Consider the following 13393-nt stretch of genomic DNA (forward strand, 5'->3'; position numbering starts at 1 on the left):
GAGATGGTGATGCCGGGCGACCGCCTGGAAGTGGTGGTGGAGCTGATCCAGCCGATCGCGATGGACCGCGGGCTGCGCTTCGCCATCCGCGAAGGCGGCCGGACGGTCGGCGCCGGCTCGGTGACCGAGATCATCAAGTGAGGGGCGGCGGGGCCTCGCCTCGCCGTTCCCGAATGGCAACGCGGCGCGATGGGCGCCGAGGACGGATCCGATGAACAGCGACAAGATCCGCATCAGGCTGAGAGCCTACGACCACCGCATCTTGGACCAGTCGGCGACCGAGATCGTCGACACGGCCCGGCGGACGGGCGCGCGCGTGGCGGGGCCGATCCCTCTGCCGACGTTGCGGAGCATCTACACCGTCAACCGCTCGCCGCACGTCGACAAGAAGTCGCGCGAGCAGTTCGAGACCCGCACGCACAAGCGGCTTCTCGACATTCTTGACCCCACCCCCGAGACGGTGGACGCGCTGATGAAGCTCGACCTGCCGGCCGGCGTGGACGTCGAAATCAAGGCCTTCAGCTCCTGAAGGGGCGGCGATTAATTTCGGCCCCTACGGGCGGAGGTTGGACCAATGGTTGGTGGACTGATTGCAAAGAAGGTCGGGATGACGCAGCTGTTCCGAGAGGACGGCCGCGTGGTGCCGGCCACTGTGCTGGTCGCGGGACCGTGCGTGGTCGTCCAGCGTAAGACGAAGGAGCGCGACGGCTACGAAGCCGCCCAGCTCGGCCTCGTCGAGGACCGCGCCCCGCGCCGCGTGAACAAGCCGACTGCGGGTCACTTCAAGCGCGCCGGAGTGCCGGCGACCCGCCAGCTGCGCGAGTTCCCGCTGGCCGAAGGGGCGGATCCGAAGCCCGGCGACACGGTCAAGTGCGACCTCTTCAAGGCCGGCGACAAGGTGGACGTCATCGGGAACAGCAAGGGACGCGGCTTCCAGGGCGTGATCAAGCGCCACGGGTTCGGCGGCGGCGTCGCGACGCACGGCTCGATGTTCCATCGCGCCCCCGGTTCGATCGGCGCTTCCGCCTGGCCGTCGCGCACGCTGCGCGGCCTGCGGATGGGCGGCCACATGGGCGACGCCCGGATCACCGTGAAGGGTCTCGAGGTCGTGGAAGTCGACGCGGCCCGCAACCTGCTGGTGATCAGGGGCGCGGTCCCGGGCGCGCGCGGCAGCGTGCTCGTCGTCCGCTTCCAGGCCGGCCACGCCCGGAAGGGGGAGTGACCATGCCGGAAGTCAGCGTTCTGAACATCAAGCGCGAAGAGGTCGGCAAGCTGACGCTGCCGGACGCCGTCTTCGCGAGGCCGTTCAACCGCCACCTGCTCTACGAGGCCGTGCGCTGCTACTTGGCGTGCGCGCGCCGCGGGACGCACAAGACCAAGAACCGCGTCGAAGTCAGCGGCGGCGGCAAGAAGCTGTGGAAGCAGAAGGGGACCGGCCGGGCCCGCATGGGGTCCAACCGTTCGCCGCTGTGGCGCCACGGCGGCACGATCTTCGGGCCCGTCCCGCGCGACTACTCCTACGCGCTCCCCAAGCGGGCGCGCCGGGTCGCGCTGGCCTCGGCGCTGTCGGACAAGGTCAGCGGCGGGAACCTGATGGTCGTGGACGGCCTGCCGTTCACGGAGCCGAAGACGAAGCTCCTCGCCGGTCTGGTCCAGAAGGACCTCGGCCTGACGGGGAAGGTGCTGGTGGTCTTCGACGGCGAGAACGAGGCCCTCGAGCTGGCCGCGCGCAACCATCCGCGCATCGACGCGGTGCGGGCGCTGCAGGTCCACGCCTACCACGTGCTGGACCACGAGACGGTCTTGATCAGCCGGGCCGCGGTGGAGCAGCTCGGTGAGGTTCTGAGCCGATGAACGCCCTGACCAGTTGGGACATCATCCGCCGGCCGCGGCTGACCGAAAAGGCGACGCGGCTCAAGGAAGAGGCGGACCGCCGCAAGGACAGCGGCGAAACCTTCGTCTTCGACGTCGATCCGCGGGCGAACAAGATCCAGATCCGCGCGGCCGTCGAAGAAGCGTTCGGCGTCGAGGTGCTGCACGTGCGCACGGTGAACGTGGCGGGCAAGAAGCGCCGCTACGGCCGCTTCCTCGGTCTTCGGGCCGACTGGAAGAAGGCCTACGTGACCCTGAAGCCGGGCAGCAAGACCATCGACTACCTCGAAGGCTGAGGACGGGGGCCAAAATGGCGATCAAGAAGTTCAAGCCGACCTCGCCGGGCAGACGGCAGATGGAAGTGCTGGTCTCGCCCGAGATCACGACCTCGGAACCGTACAAGCCCCTGCTCGAGCCGAAGAAGGCGACCGGCGGCCGCAACAGCCTGGGCCGCGTGTCGATGTGGCAGCGCGGCGGCGGGCACAAGCGCCGCTACCGCCTGATCGACTTCAAGCGGGACAAGAACGGCGTTCCGGGCCAGGTGACCACGATCGAGTACGACCCGAATCGTTCGGCGAACATCGCCCTGGTGACCTACAAGGACGGCGACAAGCGCTACATCATCGCCCCCTTGGGTCTTCAGGTCGGTCAGACGATCCTCGCCTCCTCCGAGGCGGACATCGTCGTGGGCAACTGCCTGCCGCTGAAGAACATTCCGGTCGGCACGATGATCCACAACATCGAGCTCCGTCCCGGCAAGGGGGGCCAGATGGCCCGCAGCGCCGGCGCCGGCGCCCAGATCATGGCCAAGGAGGGCGAATACGCCCATCTGCGGCTCCCCTCGGGCGAAATGCGCCTCGTGCTCACCGAGTGCCGGGCGACGATCGGCCAGGTCGGGAACATCGACCACGCCAACGTGAGCATCGGCAAGGCCGGCCGCTCCCGTTGGCTGGGCAAGCGGCCGCACGTTCGCGGCGTCGCGATGAACCCGGTCGACCATCCGCACGGCGGCGGCGAGGGCAAGACCTCGGGCGGCCGTCACCCGGTGACGCCGTGGGGCGTTCCGACCAAGGGCCACAAGACCCGCCACAACCCGCGCACGGACCGGTTCATCGTCCGCCGGCGCGGCCAGAAGTAACCGGAGCCGGCCATGTCGCGTTCGGTTTGGAAGGGTCCCTTCGTCGATCAGCACCTCGCGAAGAAGATCGACGAGATGAACAAGAAGAACGACCGCAAGGTGATCAAGACCTGGTCCCGGCGGTCGACGATCACCCCCGAGATGGTCGGGCACACCATGGCGGTGCACAACGGGAAGAAGTTCATCCCCGTGTACGTGACCGAGAACATGGTCGGCCACAAGCTCGGCGAGTTCGCCTTGACCCGGACGTTCAAAGGACACTCCGGGACCAAGGACAAGAAGGCCAAGCGCTGAGCGCGCGCGAGGGAGACGAATCATGGTTTCGCAAGCGACGCTGCGCTATCTCCGGACGAGCGCGCAGAAGACGCGGCTGGTTGTCGACCAGATCCGCGGCCGCGACGTGGCCGAGGCGCTGGGCATCTTGAAGGCCTCCCACAAGCGCGTGGCGCGGCACATCGAGAAGCTGCTGAACTCGGCCATCGCCAACGCCGAGAACCGCGAAGAGCGGGTGGACGTGGACAAGCTCTTCGTCGCCAAGGCGTGGGTCGACGAGGGGCCGAGCGAAAGCCGCGGGCGGGCCGGCACGATGGGGCGCTACTTCCCCCGGATCAGCCGGAAGGCGCACGTGACGCTGCAGCTCGACGTGAAGAAGTAGGTTCCACGGGGCCGCCGAGGCGGCGGCCCAAGGACGCGGCCCCCAGCGGGCGGCTCCAGAGGACGCGATGGGACACAAGACTCACCCCTACGGCTTCCGGCTCGGTTACAACCGCACCTGGAAGAGCCGCTGGTTCGACACCAAGCGCTACGCGGACTTCCTCCACGAGGATCTCGCCCTGCGCAAGGAATTGAAGTCCCGCCTGTTCAACGCCGGCATCGCCGGGGTGGACGTGGAGCGGGCCGGCGAGCACAAGCTGAAGGTCAGCCTCTACACCGCGCGTCCGGGCGTCATCATCGGCCGCAAGGGGACCGAGGTCGACAAGCTGCGCGACGACATGAAGGCGAAGACCGGCCGCGAGGTGTTCGTGAACATCCTCGAGGTCGAGAAGCCGGAGCTCGACGCCCAGCTGGTCGCCGAGGGGATCGCCGGGCAGCTCGAACGCCGCATCGCCTTCCGCCGCGCCATGCGCAAGGCGGTCGAGGCGGCGCAGCGGTTCGGCGCCAAGGGGATCCGCATCCGCTGCGCGGGCCGCTTGGGCGGCCACGAAATCGCGCGGGCCGAGTGGTATCTGGTCGGCCGTCTGCCGCTGCACACGCTGCGCGCGGACATCGACTACGGCCAGGCGAACGCGCACACGACCTACGGCGTGATCGGCATCAAGTGCTGGATCTACAAGGGCGAGCAGACCGAGGTCGTGGCCCAGCGCGGGCGCCAGAGATAGCTGTAGCGGCCGGCCGCGCGCCGGCCCCGACGCCGGCCGCCGCGGGGCGGCCCCGGCCAGGGACGAACGACAATGTTGCAGCCGACGAAAGTCAAGTTCAGGAAGCAGCAGCGCGGCCGGATGTGCGGCGTGGCCATGCGCGGCTCCTTGGTCGCCTTCGGCGAGTTCGGCCTGAAGGCGCTCGAGCCGGGCTGGCTGACGCAGCGGCAGATCGAGGCCGCCCGCGTGGCGATGAGCCGCGCGGTGAAGCGCGGCGGCAAGCTCTACATTCGCCTTTTCCCGGACAAGCCGGTGACGAAGAAGGCGGCCGAGACCCGCATGGGCTCGGGCAAGGGGGCCCCGGACCACTGGGTCGCGGTGGTCAAGCCGGGGAAGATCCTGTTCGAGCTCCAGGGCATTCCCGAGGACGTCGCGGCGAACGCGATGAAGCTCGCCGGCAGCAAGCTGCCGATCCAGACTAAGTTCGTCCGGCGCGCCACGGTTTGAGGCGGTCGGCGGAGACGCGGCGATGAAGATCAAGGAAATCCGGGACATGTCCGAGGAGCAGCTGGCTCAGGAGTCCCGCGAATTGCGGCGGGCGCTCTTCAACCTGCGCCTCCAGCGGGCGATCGGCCAACTGGAGAAGCCGCACAAGCTGGGCGATACGCGCCGCAGCCTGGCGCGCGTGCTGACCGTGATGCGGCAGCGCGAGGCGGCGAAGGAGACCCGCTGATGGCAGGCGAATCGAACATCCGGCGCGGCCAGACCAAGGTCGGCGTCGTTGCCAGCAAGCCCGGCGACAAGACCGTCAAGGTCCTCGTCGAGCGGCTGATCCCGCACGCGGTCTACAAGCGGGTCATCCGGCGCTCGAAGTACTTCCTCGCCCACGACGAGCGGAACCTCTGCAACGTCGGGGACAAGGTCGAGATCGCCGAGACCCGGCCGCTGTCGGCGCGCAAGCGCTGGCGCGTGACCGAAATCATTCTGCGCGCCGAGGGCGCCGCCCCGTCCGTCGACCCGGTGGTCGAGGACGAGGCGGGGAAGTGAGGAGGCCGCGATGATCCAGATGCGTACGATCCTCGCCGTCGCCGACAACTCGGGCGCGAAGAAGATCCGCGCGATCGGCGTCCTCGCCGCCCGTCCGGGCGCGAAGGGGCTGGTCGGCGGCAAGGCGCCGGAGATGGCGGGCCTGGGCGACGTGATCACCGCGTCGGTCCAGGAGGCGCTGCCGGACGGCACGGTGAAGAAGGGCGCGGTGGTCAAGGCCGTCGTCGTCCGCGTGCGCGCCGACCACCGGCGCAAGGACGGCACCTACATCCGCTTCGACGAGAACGCGGCGGTGCTGATCAACAACATGGGCGAGCCGGTCGGGACGCGCGTGTTCGGGCCCGTGGCGAGGGAACTGCGCGAGAAGAACTTCGCCAGGATCATCTCGCTCGCGCCCGAGGTTCTGTGAGGTAGCCATGCGAATCCGGAAAGGCGACCAGGTCGAGGTCATCTCGGGCAAGGACAAGGGGAAGCGCGGCAAGGTGCTGCGCGTGATCTCCGAGACCGAGCGCGCGATCGTCGAAGGCGTGAACCTCGTGAAGAAGCACGCGAAGCCGAACCCTCGGCTGGGCGTGAAGGGCGGGATCGTGGAGCGCGAGGCCGCGGTGCACATGGCCAAGCTGCAGCCGATCGACCCGCAGACGAACAAGCCGACGCGCGTCGGCCACAAGTTCCTCGACTCGCCGGACGGTCGGCGGGTCAAGGTCCGGACCGCTCGGCGCTCGGGCGCCGAACTGACCCGGTGAGGCGAGAGATGAGCTACGTTCCGCGCCTGCGCGAGAAGTACGAGCGCGAGCTCCGGCCGGCCCTGATGCAGGAACTGGGGCTGGACAACCCGATGGCCGCGCCGTGCCTCAACAAGATCGTGATCAACATGGGCCTCGGCGAAGCCTCGCGCGACCCGAAGCTGTTGGAGGAGGCCGTCTCCGAACTGACGGAGATCGCCGGCCAGAAGCCGACCGTCCGCAAGGCCCGCAAGTCGATCGCCAACTTCAAGCTGCGCGAAGGGATGGTGGTCGGCGCCGCGGTGACTTTGCGCCGCGAGCGGATGTGGGAGTTCTTCGACCGGCTGGCCAATCTGGCGCTCCCCCGGATGCGCGACTTCCGCGGCGTTTCGGGGAAGGCGTTCGACGGGCGCGGCAACTACACGCTCGGGGTGAAGGAACAGGTGATCTTCCCCGAGATCAACGTCGCCAAGGTGAACAAGGCGATCGGGATGAACATCACGATCGTCACCTCGGCCCGGAACGACCGCGAGGCGAAGGCTCTTTTGACCCGCCTCGGCATGCCGTTCGCGCGCTAGGCGCGGGAGGGACGTCGAAATGGCGAGCAGCGCCAAGATGGCCGAGATGCACATGAAGCCCAAGTTCGCCTGCCGGCAGCACAATCGGTGCCGCCGCTGCGGACGGCCGCGGAGCTACATGCGCAAGTTCCAGCTTTGCCGCATCTGCTTCCGCGAGTTGAGTCTCGCCGGGTTCGTCCCGGGCGTGCGCAAGGCCAGCTGGTGAGATCGTGACGGGCGGGTTCGCGCCCGCCTCTTCGAGGACTGACGTATGTCGATGACCGATCCGATCGCGGACATGCTCACCCGGATCAGGAACTCTCTGATGGCCGGGCACGAGCGCGTCACGATGCCTTCTTCGCGGGTGAAGTGCGAGATCGCCCGCATCCTGCGCGAGGAGGGGTTCATCTCCGACTTCGCCCAGGAGGAAGACGACAAGCAGGGTCTGCTGCACCTCCAGCTCAAGTACGGGCCGCACGGCGAGCGCGTGATCACGGGCCTGGAGCGGGTGAGCAAGCCGGGGCGGCGCGTGTACGTGGGCGCGCAGGAAATCCCCGACGTGCTGGGCGGCATGGGCGTGACGATCCTCTCGACCTCGCGGGGGATCCTTGACGGGCGTTCCGCCCGCCGCATCGGAGTTGGCGGCGAGTGGATCTGCAACGTCTGGTAGGCGGGAGGAGCCAATGTCGCGCATCGGAAAGAAGCCGCTGCCGCTGCCCAAGGGCGTGACCGTGGGCGTCGGCCGGACCGAGGCCGAGGTCAAGGGACCGAAGGGCGTGCTGACGGTTCCCGTTCCGTACGGCATCAGCGTGCGGATCGAGGAGAACGTCGCGCACGTCGAGCGGAAGGACGACAGCAAGCCGCAGCGGGCGCTGCACGGGTTGACCCGGGCGCTGCTCGCGAACGCGGTTCACGGCGTGAGCGAAGGGTACGAGCGGGCGCTGCAGGTGGTCGGGACCGGCTACAAGGTCGAGCCCGCGCCGAAGGGCCTGACGCTCGCGCTCGGGTTCTCGCACCCGGTCGTCTTCGAGCTGCCGCAAGGCGTCGCCGCCCGCGTCGAGGACAAGAACACGACGATCGTCCTCGCCGGGATCGACAAGCAGCAGCTCGGCCAGGTGGCCGCGAACCTGCGGGCCATTCGGCCGCCCGACGCCTACAAGGGCAAGGGTATCCGCTACAAGGACGAGCAGATCGTGCTCAAGCCCGGCAAGGCGGCCGGCAAGTAAACGGGAGAGGGCGATGTATCCCCGCAAGGATCGCAAAGATGCGCGCCGTCAAGTGCGCGGTCGCGTGCGCGGCCGGGTCGAGGGCACGCCGGAGCGGCCGCGCTTGGCGGTTTACCGCAGCCTGAAGCACATCTACGTTCAGGCGATCGACGACGCGGCCGGCAAGACCGTCGCCGCGGCGTCGACGGCGGACAAGGAATGCCGGGCGCAGCTCGGCGGGCACGGCGGCAACGTCGCCGCGGCGCAGGTCGTCGGCAAGGCGATCGCGGCCCGGCTGTTGGCCGCGGGCGTGAAGTTGGCGGTGTTCGACCGCGGCGGCTACCGGTACCACGGGCGGATCAAGGCCCTGGCCGACGCCGCCCGCGAGGGCGGACTGCAGTTCTGAGCGGGCGGCGCCCAGCGGCGGACCATCCGTCCGGCGCGTGAGCGGAGGCGAACGTGGCTTTCGATCGAGATAGGGACCGGGATCGCGAGGGATCGGACCTCCGGGACCAAGTTGTCTTCATCAACCGCGTCACGAAGGTCGTGAAGGGCGGCAAGAACTTCTCCTTCTCCGCGCTCGTCGTCGTCGGCGACGGCAAGGGGCGGGTCGGCTTCGGCACGGGCAAGGCCAAGGAAGTGCCGGCGGCGATCGCCAAGGGCGTGGAAAAGGCCAAGCGGAGCATGATCCGCGTGGCGCTGAAGGGCGCGACGATTCCCCACGTCGTCGTCGGCCGTCACGGCGCCGGGCGCGTGCTGCTCAAGCCGGCCTCGCCGGGAACCGGCGTCATCGCCGGCGGCGCGGTCCGCGCGATCCTCGAGTCGCTCGGAGTGCAGGACGTGCTGACGAAGTGCCTCGGGACGCAGAACCCGCACAACGTCGTGCGCGCCGCCTTCGAAGGGCTGAAGCAGCTCAAGGACGTGCGCGAGGTGGCGAAGCTGCGCGGCGTGGCGGTCGAGACGCTCGATCCGAAGGCCGCGGCGGTGGTCGTGCCTCCGCCGGCCGTCGGGGGTGAAGCATGAGCGGCGAGGCGAAGCTGAAGATCGAGCAGTACAAGAGCGGCATCGCGACGCCGGAGACGCACAAGAAGATCCTGCGCGCGCTGGGCTTGGGGAAGATGCACCGCGTCGTCGAGCTGCCCGACCACCCGGGAGTGCGCGGGATGGTCGCCAAGATTCCGCACCTCGTGCGGATCATCGACGACGGCGCCGCCAAGTAAGCGGCCTTCGGAGGGAAGATCGATGAGGCTCCACGATATCGGCCCGGCGCCCGGCGCCACCAAGAAGCGCAAGCGCGTCGGCCGCGGGCCCGGCTCGGGGCACGGCGAGAAGTCCTGCCGCGGCGAGAACGGCCAGAAGTCCCGCTCCGGCTACTCCCGGCGCTGGGGATTCGAAGGCGGCCAGATGCCGCTGGTCCGGCGTCTGCCCAAGCGCGGCTTCACGAACATCTTCCGCGAGGAGTGCGCGGAGATCAACGTCGCGGCGCTGAAGGACTTCGCCGCCGGCTCGGTGGTCGACGCCGCCGCGCTCGTCGCGAAGGGTCTGGTCCGCAAGAAGCTCTCCTCGCGGATCAAGCTGCTCGGGCACGGCGAGATCGACGCCGCCCTGACGGTTCACGTCCACGCCGCCACCGCCGGCGCGCGCCGCAAGATCGAGGCCGCCGGAGGCAAGATCGAACTGATCGGCGCTCCGGCGGACGAGCAGCGATGATCGAAAGCATCCAGAACATTTGGCGCATCAAGGACTTGAGGCTGAGGGTGCTGTTCACCTTCGGCCTCTTGGCCATCTACCGCGTCGGCTCCTACGTGCCGATCCCGGGGATCAACCTCGAGGCGCTGAAGGGCTGGTTCGAGCAGAACCAGGGCTCGGTGTTCGGGCTCGTGGATCTGTTCACCGGCGGCAACCTGCAGAACCTGACGATCTTCGCCCTGGGCATCATGCCCTACATCTCGGCGTCGATCATTCTGCAGCTGCTCGCCGTGGTCTGGCCGTACCTCGAGCGCCTCCAGAAGGAAGGCGAGGTCGGGCGGCGCAAGATCAACCAGTGGACGCGCTACGGCACGATCATGCTCTCGATGATCCAGGGCGCGGGCATCTGCCTCTGGGTCAGCAAGATCCACACCGGCGACCAGGCCGTCGTGACGAACCCGGGGATCGGCTTCTTCCTGGTGACGATCCTCACCCTCACGACCGGCACCGCGTTCATCATGTGGCTCGGCGAGCAGATCACCGAGCGCGGCATCGGCAACGGCATCTCCCTGATCATCTTCGCCGGCATCGTCGCCCGCTTCCCGCACGCGGTGGTGAGCACGGCCCGCGAAGTCCTCACGGGGGAGAAGGGCCTGCTGCCGATGGTGCTGCTGGCCGTGGCGATGTTCGCCGTGGTCGCGGCGGTCGTCTTCGTCGAGCGCGCGCAGCGGCGGATCCCGATCCAGTACGCCAGCCGGGTGCAGGGCCGCCGGGTGATGCGCGGCCAGGCGACGTTCCTCCCGCTGCGCGTGAACACCGCCGGCGTCATCCCGGTCATCTTCGCGACCTCGCTGATGGTGCTGCCGGTGACGCTGCTGCGGCTGGTCTACGAGCGCTGGCCCAACGCCTCGCTCGGCGCGATCGACCGCCAGCTGCAGTACCACATGCCTTGGTACAACATCGTCTGCTTCCTGATGATCCTCGGGTTCTGCTACTTCTACACGGCGATCATCTTCAACCCGCAGGACACCGCCGAGAACATGAAGCGGGTCGGCGGGTTCATCCCCGGGGTGCGCCCCGGCAAGCCGACCGCCCAGCACATCAACAACGTGCTGACGCGGCTGACCTTCGCCGGCGCGATCTACCTCGGCGTGATCTGGCTGCTCCCGAACTTCCTGATGTACGGGTTCCAGCTGCACAACCTCGAGCCGGCCGCGGTGGGGCAGTTCTTCAACCGCCTCGTGCCGAAGATCCTGCTCGAAGGGCTGCAGGTGAAGTTCTACTTCGGCGGCACGTCGCTCCTGATCGTCGTCGGCGTCGCGATGGACACCGTCCAGCAGATCGAGTCCCAACTCGTGATGCGGCACTACGACGGGTTCCTCAAGAAGACGCGGATCAAGGGGCGGAGGGGCTGAGATGGCGCGTTTGGCGCTGTTCGGGCCCCCGGGCGCGGGGAAGGGGACGCAGGCGGCGCGGATCGTGGCCGCTCTGGGCGTCCCCCACGTCTCGACCGGGGACATGCTGCGGGCGGCCGTCCGCTCGGGTTCGGATCTCGGACGGCGCGTGAAGGAAGTGATGGACGCGGGGCATCTCGTTTCGGACGAGCTGATCGCGGACGTCGTCGCGGAGCGGCTCGCCCAGGCGGACGCCTCCCGCGGCTTCCTGCTCGACGGTTTCCCCCGGACGGTGCGCCAGATCAGCCTGCTCGACCGGATCCTCGGCGAGCGGAACCTCGACTGCGTCGTCCTGCTCGACGTTCCGGACCAGGTGGTCGAAGATCGGCTGCTCGGCCGGGCGACGAAGGGGGACGGAGGGGTCGTCCGCGCGGACGACAACCTCGAGACGATTCGGAAGCGGCTGGCCGTCTACCGCGAGGAGACGTTGCCGGTCGCCGCGGTCTACGACGGGCGCGGAGTTCTGGCTCGGGTGGACGGCGTCGGCACGGAGGAAGAGGTTTTCGCCCGCGTCGTCGCCGCGCTGCCGGCGGCGGGCGGCCGATGATCGCGCGTCGCAGTCCGGCCGAGATCGAGCGGATCGACCGGGCCTGCCGGCTGGTGCGGCAGGTGCTGGCGGAACTGGCCGCGGCGGCCCAGGAAGGCATCACCACGGCCGAACTGGACGAGATCGCGGAAAAATTGACCCTCGACGGGGGAGCGCGACCGGCGTTCAAGGGATACATGGGGTATCCTGCGTCGGTTTGCATCTCCGTCAACGAGGAGGTCATCCACGGCATCCCGGGCCCGCGGAAGTTGGAAGCGGGCGATCTGGTGAGCCTGGACTTCGGCGTTCTCCTCGACGGGTACTACGGAGACAGCGCGGTCACGACGGGCGTCGGCGCGCTGGATCCGGAGAGCGAACGGCTGTCCCGGGTGACGCGCGAATCGATGCTCCTGGGCATCGAGCAGGCGCGGGCCGGGAACCGGATCTCCGACATCGGCCACGCGGTGGAGAGCCACGCGCGGCCGGCCGGGTTCGGGGTCGTCCGGGACTACGTGGGGCACGGGATCGGGACGCGGATGCACGAAGAGCCGCAGATCCCGAACTACGGCCGTCCGGGGCACGGCCCCCGGATCGAGGAAGGGATGGTGCTGGCGATCGAGCCGATGATCACGGCGGGATCGGCGGCGTTGAAGGTGCTGCGCGACAACTGGACGGCGGTCACCCGGGACGGCTCCCGGGCGGCCCACTGGGAGCTGGTCGCGGCGGTCACCGCCGACGGGCCGAAGATCATGGGCGAGCCGGCGTGAAAGGCGAAGAGGTGCGGATTTGAGCAAGGAGGAGGCCATCCAAGTCGAGGCGACCGTGGACGAGACGTTGCCGAACGCAATGTTCCGGTTGAAGCTCGACAATGGCCACATGGTGCTGGCGCACATCTCCGGGCGGATGCGCAAGAACTTCATCCGCATCCTGCCGGGGGACCGCGTGCTGGTGGAGTTGTCCCCGTACGACCTGAACCGGGGACGGATCATTTACCGGTACAAGTGAGCGAGTCGCCCGGGCGACGCCCGGCGACGATGGCGTAGGTGGCACTGCCCACGCGAGGTGGACGATGAAAGTCAGGGCTTCGGTGCGGAAAATCTGCGACAAGTGCAAGATCGTCCGGCGCAAGGGGGTGGTCCGGGTGATTTGCGAGAACCCCAAGCACAAGCAGCGCCAGGGCTGAGCGGCCCGGCGGGAGATATAGAAACATGGCACGCATCGCCGGCGTGGATCTTCCCCTCAACAAGCGCATCGACGTGGCGCTGACCTACATCTACGGCATCGGCGCCGCACGCTCGGCGCGGATCCTCGCGACGGCCGACGTTCCGGTGGCCGTTCGCGTGAAGGATCTGACGGAAGAGCAGACGAAGAAGATCCGTCAGATCATCACGGACGAAGGCCGGGTGGAAGGCGACCTGCGCAAGAACACCCAGATGGACATCAAGCGGCTGATCGAAATCGGCTGCTACCGCGGCACGCGGCACCGCATGGGCCTGCCGGTCCGCGGCCAGCGCACCCACACCAACGCGCGGACGAAGAAGGGTCCGCGTATCGCGGTGGCGGGGAAGAAGAAGGTCAAGAAGTAAGAATCGAGCCGCGCGGCGCGGGCCCTAAAGGGCGAAGCGCCGCGCGATCGCAGCCCCTCGAGGCGCCGGTCCGCCGGCGCCGAAAGGGCGTAGAACGCAGGACCCACCGCACCGGGACGGCCCGCGAGAGGCCTGTCCCGGCGCAACTGTTGTCGCGGGGACCCGCCGCAGGGGCGGGAACTCCGGCGCGTACCGCGCGCCCGGCCCGAACCACCAGTGGGCCGCGATGGACACCG

Annotated in this window: 28 protein-coding genes; all 28 read left to right on the forward strand. The window is 68.6% G+C overall.

The features are described 5' to 3' along the window. The coding region (tuf, locus tag LLG88_13900; protein MCE5248001.1) for an elongation factor Tu at window positions 1–141 on the forward strand (141 nt) is incomplete at its 5' end. Window positions 142–211: 70 nt separating this feature from the next. Next, a complete protein-coding gene (gene rpsJ, locus LLG88_13905) occupies window positions 212–529 on the forward strand; it encodes a 30S ribosomal protein S10 (protein MCE5248002.1) in 318 nt (105 codons plus the stop codon). A 45-nt stretch (window positions 530–574) separates the two neighbouring features. After that, window positions 575–1222 (forward strand): 50S ribosomal protein L3, encoded by a 648-nt coding sequence (gene rplC / locus LLG88_13910; GenBank protein ID MCE5248003.1) that lies wholly within the window; start codon window positions 575–577, stop codon window positions 1220–1222. A 2-nt stretch (window positions 1223–1224) separates the two neighbouring features. Beyond that, window positions 1225–1854: a 50S ribosomal protein L4 gene (gene rplD, locus LLG88_13915; protein MCE5248004.1), complete on the forward strand. Its 630-nt coding sequence runs from the start codon at window positions 1225–1227 to the stop codon at window positions 1852–1854. 5 nt (window positions 1855–1859) lie between these two features. Beyond that, a complete protein-coding gene (rplW, locus tag LLG88_13920) occupies window positions 1860–2168 on the forward strand; it encodes a 50S ribosomal protein L23 (protein MCE5248005.1) in 309 nt (102 codons plus the stop codon). Between the two features lie 14 nt (window positions 2169–2182). After that, window positions 2183–3010, forward strand: coding sequence for a 50S ribosomal protein L2 (rplB, locus tag LLG88_13925; GenBank protein MCE5248006.1), 828 nt, complete (start codon window positions 2183–2185; stop codon window positions 3008–3010). Window positions 3011–3022: 12 nt separating this feature from the next. Continuing rightward, complete coding sequence (gene rpsS / locus LLG88_13930; GenBank protein ID MCE5248007.1) at window positions 3023–3304, forward strand: 30S ribosomal protein S19; 282 nt, start codon at window positions 3023–3025, stop codon at window positions 3302–3304. 22 nt (window positions 3305–3326) lie between these two features. Then, complete coding sequence (gene rplV, locus LLG88_13935; protein ID MCE5248008.1) at window positions 3327–3665, forward strand: 50S ribosomal protein L22; 339 nt, start codon at window positions 3327–3329, stop codon at window positions 3663–3665. 67 nt (window positions 3666–3732) lie between these two features. Then, window positions 3733–4389 (forward strand): 30S ribosomal protein S3, encoded by a 657-nt coding sequence (rpsC, locus tag LLG88_13940; GenBank protein ID MCE5248009.1) that lies wholly within the window; start codon window positions 3733–3735, stop codon window positions 4387–4389. A 72-nt stretch (window positions 4390–4461) separates the two neighbouring features. Further along, window positions 4462–4875 (forward strand): 50S ribosomal protein L16, encoded by a 414-nt coding sequence (gene rplP / locus LLG88_13945; protein ID MCE5248010.1) that lies wholly within the window; start codon window positions 4462–4464, stop codon window positions 4873–4875. 22 nt (window positions 4876–4897) lie between these two features. Continuing rightward, on the forward strand, window positions 4898–5101 hold the full coding sequence (gene rpmC / locus LLG88_13950; GenBank protein ID MCE5248011.1) for a 50S ribosomal protein L29: 204 nt from the start codon (window positions 4898–4900) through the stop codon (window positions 5099–5101). After that, window positions 5101–5415 carry a 30S ribosomal protein S17 gene (gene rpsQ, locus LLG88_13955; GenBank protein MCE5248012.1) on the forward strand — a complete coding sequence of 105 codons (315 nt, stop codon included), beginning with the start codon at window positions 5101–5103 and terminating at the stop codon, window positions 5413–5415. The genes rpmC and rpsQ overlap by 1 nt, the downstream gene beginning before the upstream one ends. Before the next feature lie 10 nt (window positions 5416–5425). Then, window positions 5426–5824: a 50S ribosomal protein L14 gene (rplN, locus tag LLG88_13960; protein MCE5248013.1), complete on the forward strand. Its 399-nt coding sequence runs from the start codon at window positions 5426–5428 to the stop codon at window positions 5822–5824. A gap of 7 nt (window positions 5825–5831) precedes the next feature. Continuing rightward, on the forward strand, window positions 5832–6161 hold the full coding sequence (gene rplX / locus LLG88_13965; GenBank protein ID MCE5248014.1) for a 50S ribosomal protein L24: 330 nt from the start codon (window positions 5832–5834) through the stop codon (window positions 6159–6161). A gap of 8 nt (window positions 6162–6169) precedes the next feature. Continuing rightward, window positions 6170–6718, forward strand: a complete 549-nt coding sequence (gene rplE / locus LLG88_13970; protein MCE5248015.1) for a 50S ribosomal protein L5 — start codon at window positions 6170–6172, stop codon at window positions 6716–6718. Between the two features lie 19 nt (window positions 6719–6737). After that, window positions 6738–6923, forward strand: coding sequence for a type Z 30S ribosomal protein S14 (locus LLG88_13975; GenBank protein ID MCE5248016.1), 186 nt, complete (start codon window positions 6738–6740; stop codon window positions 6921–6923). Window positions 6924–6968: 45 nt separating this feature from the next. After that, complete coding sequence (gene rpsH / locus LLG88_13980; GenBank protein MCE5248017.1) at window positions 6969–7367, forward strand: 30S ribosomal protein S8; 399 nt, start codon at window positions 6969–6971, stop codon at window positions 7365–7367. A 13-nt stretch (window positions 7368–7380) separates the two neighbouring features. After that, complete coding sequence (gene rplF / locus LLG88_13985; GenBank protein MCE5248018.1) at window positions 7381–7923, forward strand: 50S ribosomal protein L6; 543 nt, start codon at window positions 7381–7383, stop codon at window positions 7921–7923. 13 nt (window positions 7924–7936) lie between these two features. Continuing rightward, the gene (gene rplR, locus LLG88_13990) at window positions 7937–8308 is read left to right on the forward strand and encodes a 50S ribosomal protein L18 (GenBank protein ID MCE5248019.1); all 372 of its coding nucleotides are present in this window, start codon (window positions 7937–7939) and stop codon (window positions 8306–8308) included. A gap of 53 nt (window positions 8309–8361) precedes the next feature. Further along, window positions 8362–8925: a 30S ribosomal protein S5 gene (gene rpsE / locus LLG88_13995; protein ID MCE5248020.1), complete on the forward strand. Its 564-nt coding sequence runs from the start codon at window positions 8362–8364 to the stop codon at window positions 8923–8925. Further along, entirely contained in the window at window positions 8922–9122 is a 201-nt protein-coding gene (gene rpmD, locus LLG88_14000) for a 50S ribosomal protein L30 (protein ID MCE5248021.1), read from the forward strand. Before rpsE ends, rpmD begins: the two co-directional genes overlap by 4 nt. 22 nt (window positions 9123–9144) lie before the next feature. Continuing rightward, window positions 9145–9612, forward strand: a complete 468-nt coding sequence (gene rplO, locus LLG88_14005) for a 50S ribosomal protein L15 (GenBank protein MCE5248022.1) — start codon at window positions 9145–9147, stop codon at window positions 9610–9612. Next, window positions 9609–11006 (forward strand): preprotein translocase subunit SecY, encoded by a 1398-nt coding sequence (gene secY / locus LLG88_14010; protein ID MCE5248023.1) that lies wholly within the window; start codon window positions 9609–9611, stop codon window positions 11004–11006. The genes rplO and secY overlap by 4 nt, the downstream gene beginning before the upstream one ends. A gap of 1 nt (window position 11007) precedes the next feature. Further along, window positions 11008–11592 (forward strand): adenylate kinase, encoded by a 585-nt coding sequence (locus LLG88_14015; GenBank protein MCE5248024.1) that lies wholly within the window; start codon window positions 11008–11010, stop codon window positions 11590–11592. Further along, window positions 11589–12338 (forward strand): type I methionyl aminopeptidase, encoded by a 750-nt coding sequence (gene map, locus LLG88_14020; GenBank protein ID MCE5248025.1) that lies wholly within the window; start codon window positions 11589–11591, stop codon window positions 12336–12338. The genes LLG88_14015 and map overlap by 4 nt, the downstream gene beginning before the upstream one ends. A 19-nt stretch (window positions 12339–12357) precedes the next feature. Then, window positions 12358–12576 carry a translation initiation factor IF-1 gene (gene infA, locus LLG88_14025; GenBank protein ID MCE5248026.1) on the forward strand — a complete coding sequence of 73 codons (219 nt, stop codon included), beginning with the start codon at window positions 12358–12360 and terminating at the stop codon, window positions 12574–12576. A gap of 64 nt (window positions 12577–12640) precedes the next feature. Then, entirely contained in the window at window positions 12641–12754 is a 114-nt protein-coding gene (gene rpmJ, locus LLG88_14030) for a 50S ribosomal protein L36 (protein ID MCE5248027.1), read from the forward strand. Between the two features lie 25 nt (window positions 12755–12779). Then, window positions 12780–13157, forward strand: a complete 378-nt coding sequence (rpsM, locus tag LLG88_14035; GenBank protein ID MCE5248028.1) for a 30S ribosomal protein S13 — start codon at window positions 12780–12782, stop codon at window positions 13155–13157. Window positions 13158–13393 lie beyond the last annotated feature (236 nt).

The organism is bacterium (genome assembly GCA_021372775.1).
GTDB lineage: Bacteria > Acidobacteriota > Polarisedimenticolia > J045 > J045 > JAJFTU01.

What these genes read in the sequence shown, in the direction of transcription:
- rplX (MCE5248014.1), top strand. Translation starts at nt 5,832, where the DNA reads ATGCGAATCCGGAAAGGCGACCAGGTCGAGGTCATCTCGGGCAAGGAC.
- rplD (MCE5248004.1), top strand. Translation starts at nt 1,225, where the DNA reads ATGCCGGAAGTCAGCGTTCTGAACATCAAGCGCGAAGAGGTCGGCAAG.
- rpsS (MCE5248007.1), top strand. Translation starts at nt 3,023, where the DNA reads ATGTCGCGTTCGGTTTGGAAGGGTCCCTTCGTCGATCAGCACCTCGCG.
- LLG88_13975 (MCE5248016.1), top strand. Translation starts at nt 6,738, where the DNA reads ATGGCGAGCAGCGCCAAGATGGCCGAGATGCACATGAAGCCCAAGTTC.
- rplO (MCE5248022.1), top strand. Translation starts at nt 9,145, where the DNA reads ATGAGGCTCCACGATATCGGCCCGGCGCCCGGCGCCACCAAGAAGCGC.
- rpsJ (MCE5248002.1), top strand. Translation starts at nt 212, where the DNA reads ATGAACAGCGACAAGATCCGCATCAGGCTGAGAGCCTACGACCACCGC.
- rpsC (MCE5248009.1), top strand. Translation starts at nt 3,733, where the DNA reads ATGGGACACAAGACTCACCCCTACGGCTTCCGGCTCGGTTACAACCGC.
- rplR (MCE5248019.1), top strand. Translation starts at nt 7,937, where the DNA reads ATGTATCCCCGCAAGGATCGCAAAGATGCGCGCCGTCAAGTGCGCGGT.
- rplV (MCE5248008.1), top strand. Translation starts at nt 3,327, where the DNA reads ATGGTTTCGCAAGCGACGCTGCGCTATCTCCGGACGAGCGCGCAGAAG.
- rplE (MCE5248015.1), top strand. Translation starts at nt 6,170, where the DNA reads ATGAGCTACGTTCCGCGCCTGCGCGAGAAGTACGAGCGCGAGCTCCGG.
- secY (MCE5248023.1), top strand. Translation starts at nt 9,609, where the DNA reads ATGATCGAAAGCATCCAGAACATTTGGCGCATCAAGGACTTGAGGCTG.
- rpmD (MCE5248021.1), top strand. Translation starts at nt 8,922, where the DNA reads ATGAGCGGCGAGGCGAAGCTGAAGATCGAGCAGTACAAGAGCGGCATC.
- rpmJ (MCE5248027.1), top strand. Translation starts at nt 12,641, where the DNA reads ATGAAAGTCAGGGCTTCGGTGCGGAAAATCTGCGACAAGTGCAAGATC.
- rplN (MCE5248013.1), top strand. Translation starts at nt 5,426, where the DNA reads ATGATCCAGATGCGTACGATCCTCGCCGTCGCCGACAACTCGGGCGCG.
- rpmC (MCE5248011.1), top strand. Translation starts at nt 4,898, where the DNA reads ATGAAGATCAAGGAAATCCGGGACATGTCCGAGGAGCAGCTGGCTCAG.
- rpsM (MCE5248028.1), top strand. Translation starts at nt 12,780, where the DNA reads ATGGCACGCATCGCCGGCGTGGATCTTCCCCTCAACAAGCGCATCGAC.
- rpsH (MCE5248017.1), top strand. Translation starts at nt 6,969, where the DNA reads ATGTCGATGACCGATCCGATCGCGGACATGCTCACCCGGATCAGGAAC.
- rplC (MCE5248003.1), top strand. Translation starts at nt 575, where the DNA reads ATGGTTGGTGGACTGATTGCAAAGAAGGTCGGGATGACGCAGCTGTTC.
- rplP (MCE5248010.1), top strand. Translation starts at nt 4,462, where the DNA reads ATGTTGCAGCCGACGAAAGTCAAGTTCAGGAAGCAGCAGCGCGGCCGG.
- map (MCE5248025.1), top strand. Translation starts at nt 11,589, where the DNA reads ATGATCGCGCGTCGCAGTCCGGCCGAGATCGAGCGGATCGACCGGGCC.
- rplB (MCE5248006.1), top strand. Translation starts at nt 2,183, where the DNA reads ATGGCGATCAAGAAGTTCAAGCCGACCTCGCCGGGCAGACGGCAGATG.
- rpsQ (MCE5248012.1), top strand. Translation starts at nt 5,101, where the DNA reads ATGGCAGGCGAATCGAACATCCGGCGCGGCCAGACCAAGGTCGGCGTC.
- rplF (MCE5248018.1), top strand. Translation starts at nt 7,381, where the DNA reads ATGTCGCGCATCGGAAAGAAGCCGCTGCCGCTGCCCAAGGGCGTGACC.
- LLG88_14015 (MCE5248024.1), top strand. Translation starts at nt 11,008, where the DNA reads ATGGCGCGTTTGGCGCTGTTCGGGCCCCCGGGCGCGGGGAAGGGGACG.